This is a genomic window from uncultured Thioclava sp. (assembly GCF_913064665.1).
In the GTDB taxonomy this organism is placed as follows: domain Bacteria; phylum Pseudomonadota; class Alphaproteobacteria; order Rhodobacterales; family Rhodobacteraceae; genus Thioclava; species Thioclava arctica.
This window is the reverse complement of record NZ_CAJYBT010000026.1, coordinates 43,572-50,408: the sequence shown is the minus strand read 5'-3', so window position 1 is coordinate 50,408 and position 6,837 is coordinate 43,572. Positions and strand designations below refer to the sequence as shown.

Genomic DNA, 6,837 nt, shown 5'->3' with positions numbered 1-6,837 from the left:
CTCACCGAAGCGTTCTTCTCCGCATGATCGAGCTCTCCGCCCTCACCAAATCCTTCGGCTCCAAGCAGGTGCTGCGCGGCGTCGATCTGGTCGTGCCTTCGGGGCAATCCACCGTCATCATCGGCGGGTCAGGGACGGGCAAATCGGTGCTGCTGAAATGCATCCTTGGGCTGGTGCATCCCGATGGCGGCACCATCAAGCTGGATGGTCAGGACGTGGCGCAGGGCGAGCGCGAGGCCTTCCTGACCCGCTTTGGCATGCTATTTCAGGGTGGCGCATTGTTTGACAGCCTGCCGGTCTGGCAAAACGTGGCCTTCCGGTTGCTGCGCGGCTCGCTTGCGCGCCCCAAGGACGAGGCCCGCGCCATCGCCATCGAAAAGCTGCGCCGCGTCGGGCTGGATGCGGATGTGGCCGATCTTTACCCCGCAGAACTCTCGGGCGGGATGCAAAAGCGCGTCGGCCTTGCACGCGCCATCGCCGCCGAGCCCGAGATCATCTTTTTCGACGAACCGACCACTGGGCTCGACCCGATCATGGCGGGCGTCATCAATGAACTGATCCGTGAAATCGTGACCGAGATGGGGGCCACCGCGATCACCATCACCCATGATATGACCTCGGTGCGCGCGATTGCCGACCGGGTGGCGATGATCCATGCGGGCAAGATCCGCTGGGAAGGGCCGATCGCGGAGTTGGACACAACCTCAGACCCTTACGTCCAGCAATTCATCCACGGACGCGCCGAAGGCCCGATCGAGACGTTGCGCTAATCGCACGCGCCTATCGCGCCGCCCATAAGATTGATCGCGGCGGCGTTTTCGCGCTGTCTGGCGAATTTGACGCGATGCCCGAGCGGATCACCCATTTGCGCCGCCTCCCCGATCTGGGCGGGCTGGAACCCGAATTGCTGGAACTCGCCATGCAGATGAGCCTGCAAAGCCGCGATCTGCGTGACATTCCGCCCACGCTCGGCTACGAGTTGCAGGATGGTGGCACGCAGCCCAATGTGGTGCCGATGCCCAAGAAATAGCGGCGCTTTTGCGTCCAAACTCACGGCCCTCAGGACGGCCTCAGGACCCGGCGCACCCGATGTTGAAATTCGCCAATCTGGCGCTGCTGATTTTGTTTCCCATCGCTTGGGCCGCGCCGATCCTGCGCGCCGGCTGGCTGCCGTTTTTCGACCTCGACACGATCTCGGTGCTGTCGGGCTTGCAAAGCCTGTGGGGCACGGATGTGTTCTTGGCCGTGACGGTCACGTTTCTGGCGCTGTTTGCACCCTATTTGAAGGTGATCGGGCTGGCTTTGGTGCAGTTCGGTCTTGCCTCGGATCGGCTGCGCCCGGCGCTGGGGATGCTTGGCAAGCTGGCGATGGCCGACATCTTTTTGATCGCGCTCTATATCGTGCTGGCCAAGGGGATGGGATTGGGACGGATCGAGACCGGATGGGGTCTTTATCTGTTCACCTTTTGCGTCGCTGCATCGCTTGCGATCTCAATTTTGGACGCGCGCCGCAGCGCACGCCCAAGCTCATTGTGATCAGTGCACCGAGACCGGAGCCAGATCATTCTCACGCGCGACCATAAAGGCCACCGCGCGATCCTTGACCAAGGCCAAGCGTTCGCCATTCTCATCGTGAACGGCATACAAATGGTCGATCCCGGCCAGTTCATCTTGCATCTCTTGGGGCAAATCCACGACCGCCACTTCGCGGATATAGACGATGCGATCGTCGCGCTCGCCCCCAAAATCGTATTTCGTTTCCATAGCTGCGTCCTCCTGCCTCATTCGCGTTTGATCGGAATACTTTGCACGATCCGATCTGGCGCAGAGCGCATCAGATCAATGTGCAGCAAACCGTTTTCCATCGCCGCCCCTGCCACATCGACCCCATCGGCCAGCACGAAGCTGCGCTGAAAGGCCCGTGCGGCAATGCCACGATGCAGATACAGTTTTTCGCCCGCCTCTTCAGACTGGCGTCCACGGATCACCAAGGCCCGATCTTCCAGCGTGATCGCCAGATCGTCTTCGCCAAAACCGGCCACCGCCAGCGTGATCCGAAAGCGATCCTCACCGCTTTGTTCAATATTATAGGGCGGATAGGTATCAGACCCCGCCTTTGCGGTGCGCTCAACTAGGCGCTCCAACTGGTCAAACCCTAACAGATAGGGATGCGCTCCAAAGCTTAGTTTCGTCATCAGGCATGCCCTTGTCCAAGCGACATTGCAAAAATCCGGGCCCCGCGCGTCGGCAACCCGTTCTGATGAAAATATGGGCAGCCGGGCACGTCACTGCAAGTGCCAAGCCGCCATCGTTAATGTTGATTTTTTCCCGCAGAGGTAAGAATTTGGTATAAGAGTTCCCTGTCCGCCCTTGCTGAGTCGGGCTTTTTGTCATCACAAGCGGATTTGCGCATATGAACGCTCGTATCGAGATGGAGCACGATGAGGTGCTGCGCGTGGAACTCGAGGTTCTCAAACGCGAACACCGCGATCTTGACGAGGCGATTCACGCCCTCACCGAGGCGGTGCATTCCGATCAGTTGCGCCTTGTGCGGCTGAAAAAGCAAAAACTGGCGCTGAAAGATAAGATCGCGCGGATCGAAGACCAGCTTACCCCCGACATCATCGCCTAAGCCCCCGAAACGCCCGGCGCAGGGCTTGCCGCCACGCCACAGCTTTCTATAGTGCGCCCTTGATCTGCGAGAGGGCGTTTTATGAGCGTGAAAGTGGGAATCATCATGGGGAGCCAGTCCGACTGGCCCACGATGAAAGAGGCGGCAACTGTTCTCGATGAACTCGGCGTGGCCTATGAGAGCCGCATCGTCTCGGCCCATCGTACGCCAGACCGGCTGTGGGAGTACGGCAAAACCGCCGTGGATCGCGGCTTGCATGTGATCATCGCAGGCGCTGGCGGTGCGGCGCATCTGCCCGGCATGATGGCGTCAAAAACCCGCGTGCCGGTGATCGGCGTGCCGATTCAGACCCGCGCGCTTTCGGGTGTCGACAGTCTTTATTCCATCGTGCAAATGCCCAAGGGTTTCCCGGTTGCCACAATGGCGATTGGCGCTGCGGGCGCGGCCAATGCCGGGCTGATGGCGGCGGGTATCTTGGCGCTGAACGACCCCGATCTGGCGCAGCGGCTTGATGCGTGGCGCACGGCCCTCTCGGCCTCAATCCCGCAGGAGCCGCAAGATGACTGAGGCGCTGGCAACTGGGTCCGTCATCGGCATTTTGGGCGGTGGGCAGTTGGGGCGGATGCTGTCCGTCGCGGCCTCACGGCTTGGCTTTAAAACCCATATTTTTGAACCCGGTGCGAACCCGCCCGCCGCCGATGTCGCCCATGCCGTGACCACCGCCGCTTACGATGACGAGGCCGCGCTGCGTGCCTTTGCCGCCAGCGTCGATGTGATCACCTATGAGTTTGAAAACGTCCCGACCTCGGCGCTCGATCTGCTCGAAACGCTCAAACCGATCCGCCCCAATCGCCGTGCGCTGGCGGTCTCTCAGGATCGGCTGCTGGAAAAGGCCTTTCTCAGCGAACTGGGTCTGAGCACCGCGCCTTTTGGCGCCGTCGATGACAGTATCGATCTGGCCGAAGCGATCGCGGAAATCGGCTGCCCAGCGATCCTGAAAACCCGTCGTTTCGGCTATGACGGCAAGGGCCAGGCCGTAATCCGCGCCCCCGAACAGGGCGAGTCCGCGCTGGCTTCGCTGGCCGGAGCGCCCGCAGTTTATGAGGGCTTCGTTGACTTCCAGACCGAGATTTCGGTGATCGGCGCGCGCGGGTTGGATGGCGCGATTGCCTGTTTCGATCCGGGCCAGAACGTACATACCGATGGCATCTTGCACACCACGACCGTGCCCGCCGCGATCTCGCCCAGCCAGCGCACCGATGCCGTGCTGATCGCCGCCAAAATATTGAACAAGCTGGATTATGTCGGCGTGATCGGGGTCGAGCTATTCGTCACCAAAGACGCGCTGATCGTCAACGAATTCGCGCCGCGCGTGCATAATTCCGGCCATTGGACGCAGGCGGGCTGCGCCGTGGATCAGTTCGAACAGCATATCCGCGCGATCACCGGCTGGCCGCTGGGCGACGGGTCTCGCCATGTCGATGTCGAGATGGAAAACCTGATCGGCGATGATATGGATCGCGTGCCGGAACTGGCGAACAAGCCGCGCACGCAGATCCATCTGTATGGCAAGGCCGAGGTCAAGCCGGGTCGTAAGATGGGCCATGTGAACCGCATCCTGTAACGCGCCCTGATACGCAAGGCCGGGGGCACCCGCCCCCGACCCGCAATTTTGTTTAGCTGCGCGTTTTGCGCAGGATTTCCAGAATTTCGCGCGCAGCCGAGGGGATATTCGTGCCCGGCCCGAAGATCGCCTTCACCCCAGCTTTTTTCAAGAAATCATAGTCCTGCTGCGGGATCACCCCGCCGCAGATCACGATAATATCGTCCGCGCCTTTGGCCCGCAGCGCCTCGATCAGCTTGGGTGCAAGCGTCTTGTGACCCGCCGCTTGCGAGGAAATCCCCACCACATGCACGTCATTGTCGATCGCGTCCTGCGCGGCCTCATCCGGTGTCTGGAACAGCGGCCCCACATCGACGTCAAAGCCGATATCGGCGAAGGCTGTCGCGATCACCTTGGCGCCGCGATCATGCCCGTCCTGGCCCATCTTGACCACCAGCATGCGCGGGCGACGACCCTCTTCCTCGGCGAATGCCTCGACATCCGCCTGGATCTGGGCAAAGCCCTCATCGCCGTCATAGGCCGCGCCATACACGCCCGAAAGCGTTTTGACCTCGGCGCGGTGGCGGCCGAATTCTTTCTCCATCGCCATCGAAATCTCTCCTACGCTGGCACGCGCGCGCGCCGCATCAACCGCCGCTTCCAGCAGGTTGCCACCCTCTTTCGCGCGCCGCGTGATCTCGTCCAAAGCTGCCTGACAGGCCACTTCGTCGCGGGTCGCCCGCATCTTTTCAAGCCGCGCAATCTGGCCGTCGCGCACCTTGACGTTGTCGATATCAAGGATGTCCAGATCGTCTTCTTTTTCCAGACGATACTTGTTCACGCCCACGATCACCTCTTCACCCCGGTCGATCATGGCTTGGCGCTTGGCCGCAGATTCCTCGATGCGCAGTTTGGGCATGCCGGAGGCCACGGCCTTGGTCATGCCGCCCATTTCCTCGACTTCCTCCATCAGCGCCCAAGCCTTATCGGCCAGCTCCGCCGTGAGGCTTTCAACGTAATAGCTGCCCGCGAGCGGGTCGACGACATGGGTGATCCCGGTCTCTTCCTGCAAGATCAGCTGGGTGTTGCGCGCAATCCGGGCGCTGAAATCGGTGGGCAGCGCAATGGCCTCGTCCAAGGCATTCGTGTGCAAGCTTTGCGTGCCCCCCAGCGCCGCCGCCATCGCCTCATAAGCGGTGCGCACCACGTTGTTATAGGGGTCCTGCTCGGCCAAACTGACGCCCGAGGTCTGGCAATGGGTGCGCAGCATGCTCGATCCCGGCTTTTGCGGGTTGAACTCGCTCATCACGCGGCTCCACAGCAAACGCGCCGCACGCAGTTTCGCCGCCTCCATGAAGAAGTTCATCCCGATCGCGAAGAAGAAGCTGAGCCGTCCGGCGAATTTATCGACATCCATCCCGGCATTGATCGCCGTGCGCACATATTCGCGCCCATCGGCCAGCGTGAAGGCCAGCTCTTGCACAAGGTTCGCGCCTGCCTCTTGCATGTGATAGCCCGAGATCGAGATCGAGTTGAATTTCGGCATCTCATTGGCGGTATATTCGATGATATCGGCGATGATGCGGATGCTCGGCTCGGGCGGGTAGATATAGGTGTTGCGCACCATGAACTCTTTGAGAATATCGTTCTGAATCGTGCCCGACAGGACCGAGCGATCCACGCCCTGCTCTTCGCCCGTGACGATAAAATTCGCCAGAATCGGAATCACAGCACCGTTCATCGTCATGGAAACGCTGACTTTATCCAGCGGGATGCCATCAAACAGGATCTTCATATCCTCGACGCTGTCAATCGCCACACCGGCCTTGCCGACATCGCCCTCAACGCGGGAATGGTCGCTATCATAGCCGCGATGGGTTGCCAGATCGAAGGCCACCGACACGCCCTGCTGCCCCGCCGCCAGCGCCTTGCGGTAAAATGCGTTGCTTTCCTCGGCGGTCGAGAAGCCGGCATATTGGCGGATCGTCCACGGGCGGCCAGCATACATCGTTGCGCGCGGGCCACGAGTAAACGGCGCAATCCCGGGCACGCCGCCCAGATGCTCCAGCCCCGCCACATCCGCCTCGGTGTAAAGCGGCTTCACCTCGATCCCCTCCAGCGTCTGCCAGTTGAGATCTTCAAGCGCGCGCCCGCGCAATTCCTTCTCGGCGAGCTTACGCCAATCGGCTTGCTTGTCGGTCATGGTCATGTCCTTCTTCCTCTGTCGCCGCGCCGGGGTTGGCCCCCGTCCTTTCGGCTGAAACGTCCATCCAGTCGATGCCCGGCAGCGCCACGCGCAGCCAAGCGATATCCTCAAGAAATTGCGCCACCATCGCGACGCGCGGTGCACCGTCTAAGGGCATCCAGCGCGCGTGATCGGGGCGCATGCCCCCCTGCCCTGCCCCCGCCAGCCCCACGCGCGTGCGGTCTGGCCCCCAATAAGCCGTGCCGCAGGCCGCTAAAGCATCGGTATTTTGCAACATCCTCGCCTGCATCGCCGTCGTGCCGATGCGACGGAGCAAACCCGTTTCACCCGACGACGAGTGTGCGCAGAAACGTCTTGAGACGCGTCTAAAAGGCGTATTTTGCGAAAATTGACGCG

Annotated in this window: 10 protein-coding genes; 6 read left to right on the top strand and 4 right to left on the bottom strand. The window is 61.2% G+C overall.

What is annotated here, in order from left to right; genetic code table 11:
- The first annotated feature begins 23 nt into the window (after positions 1-23).
- From QZ571_RS12045 to QZ571_RS12035, 3 genes are all read left to right on the top strand, one after another.
- Positions 24-770: an ATP-binding cassette domain-containing protein gene (locus QZ571_RS12045; protein WP_295535039.1), complete on the top strand. Its 747-nt coding sequence runs from the start codon at positions 24-26 to the stop codon at positions 768-770.
- A 74-nt stretch (positions 771-844) separates the two neighbouring features.
- Entirely contained in the window at positions 845-1,030 is a 186-nt protein-coding gene (locus QZ571_RS12040) for a hypothetical protein (RefSeq protein WP_295535033.1), read from the top strand.
- A 59-nt stretch (positions 1,031-1,089) separates the two neighbouring features.
- On the top strand, positions 1,090-1,536 hold the full coding sequence (locus tag QZ571_RS12035) for a paraquat-inducible protein A (protein WP_295535031.1): 447 nt from the start codon (positions 1,090-1,092) through the stop codon (positions 1,534-1,536).
- Here the strand turns inward: QZ571_RS12035 and QZ571_RS12030 are convergent, their stop codons facing one another.
- The gene (locus QZ571_RS12030) at positions 1,537-1,764 is read right to left on the bottom strand and encodes a DUF1150 family protein (RefSeq protein WP_295535027.1); all 228 of its coding nucleotides are present in this window, start codon (positions 1,762-1,764) and stop codon (positions 1,537-1,539) included.
- A 17-nt stretch (positions 1,765-1,781) separates the two neighbouring features.
- The gene (locus QZ571_RS12025; RefSeq protein WP_295535025.1) at positions 1,782-2,195 is read right to left on the bottom strand and encodes an Hsp20 family protein; all 414 of its coding nucleotides are present in this window, start codon (positions 2,193-2,195) and stop codon (positions 1,782-1,784) included.
- Between the two features lie 218 nt (positions 2,196-2,413).
- Here QZ571_RS12025 and QZ571_RS12020 point away from each other — a divergent pair, with 218 nt between their 5' ends.
- The 3 genes from QZ571_RS12020 (at position 2,414) to QZ571_RS12010 (ending at position 4,256) form a co-directional block, all read left to right on the top strand.
- Positions 2,414-2,632 carry a DUF465 domain-containing protein gene (locus QZ571_RS12020; protein WP_295535023.1) on the top strand — a complete coding sequence of 73 codons (219 nt, stop codon included), beginning with the start codon at positions 2,414-2,416 and terminating at the stop codon, positions 2,630-2,632.
- Between the two features lie 81 nt (positions 2,633-2,713).
- Positions 2,714-3,199 carry a 5-(carboxyamino)imidazole ribonucleotide mutase gene (gene purE, locus QZ571_RS12015; protein WP_295535020.1) on the top strand — a complete coding sequence of 162 codons (486 nt, stop codon included), beginning with the start codon at positions 2,714-2,716 and terminating at the stop codon, positions 3,197-3,199.
- Positions 3,192-4,256 carry a 5-(carboxyamino)imidazole ribonucleotide synthase gene (locus QZ571_RS12010; RefSeq protein WP_295535018.1) on the top strand — a complete coding sequence of 355 codons (1,065 nt, stop codon included), beginning with the start codon at positions 3,192-3,194 and terminating at the stop codon, positions 4,254-4,256. The genes purE and QZ571_RS12010 overlap by 8 nt, the downstream gene beginning before the upstream one ends.
- A 52-nt stretch (positions 4,257-4,308) precedes the next feature.
- On the opposite strand, the gene scpA is transcribed toward QZ571_RS12010, so the two are convergent.
- Together scpA and QZ571_RS12000 are read right to left on the bottom strand one after the other, a co-directional pair.
- Positions 4,309-6,438: a methylmalonyl-CoA mutase gene (gene scpA, locus QZ571_RS12005; RefSeq protein WP_295535015.1), complete on the bottom strand. Its 2,130-nt coding sequence runs from the start codon at positions 6,436-6,438 to the stop codon at positions 4,309-4,311.
- Positions 6,410-6,757, bottom strand: coding sequence for a hypothetical protein (locus QZ571_RS12000; protein WP_295535012.1), 348 nt, complete (start codon positions 6,755-6,757; stop codon positions 6,410-6,412). The genes scpA and QZ571_RS12000 overlap by 29 nt, the downstream gene beginning before the upstream one ends.
- Positions 6,758-6,837 lie beyond the last annotated feature (80 nt).

Coding starts and splice junctions, on each gene's coding strand:
- QZ571_RS12045 (WP_295535039.1), top strand. CDS start 24: ATGATCGAGCTCTCCGCCCTCACCAAATCCTTCGGCTCCAAGCAGGTG.
- QZ571_RS12040 (WP_295535033.1), top strand. CDS start 845: ATGCCCGAGCGGATCACCCATTTGCGCCGCCTCCCCGATCTGGGCGGG.
- QZ571_RS12035 (WP_295535031.1), top strand. CDS start 1,090: ATGTTGAAATTCGCCAATCTGGCGCTGCTGATTTTGTTTCCCATCGCT.
- QZ571_RS12030 (WP_295535027.1), bottom strand. CDS start 1,764: ATGGAAACGAAATACGATTTTGGGGGCGAGCGCGACGATCGCATCGTC.
- QZ571_RS12025 (WP_295535025.1), bottom strand. CDS start 2,195: ATGACGAAACTAAGCTTTGGAGCGCATCCCTATCTGTTAGGGTTTGAC.
- QZ571_RS12020 (WP_295535023.1), top strand. CDS start 2,414: ATGAACGCTCGTATCGAGATGGAGCACGATGAGGTGCTGCGCGTGGAA.
- purE (WP_295535020.1), top strand. CDS start 2,714: ATGAGCGTGAAAGTGGGAATCATCATGGGGAGCCAGTCCGACTGGCCC.
- QZ571_RS12010 (WP_295535018.1), top strand. CDS start 3,192: ATGACTGAGGCGCTGGCAACTGGGTCCGTCATCGGCATTTTGGGCGGT.
- scpA (WP_295535015.1), bottom strand. CDS start 6,438: ATGACCGACAAGCAAGCCGATTGGCGTAAGCTCGCCGAGAAGGAATTG.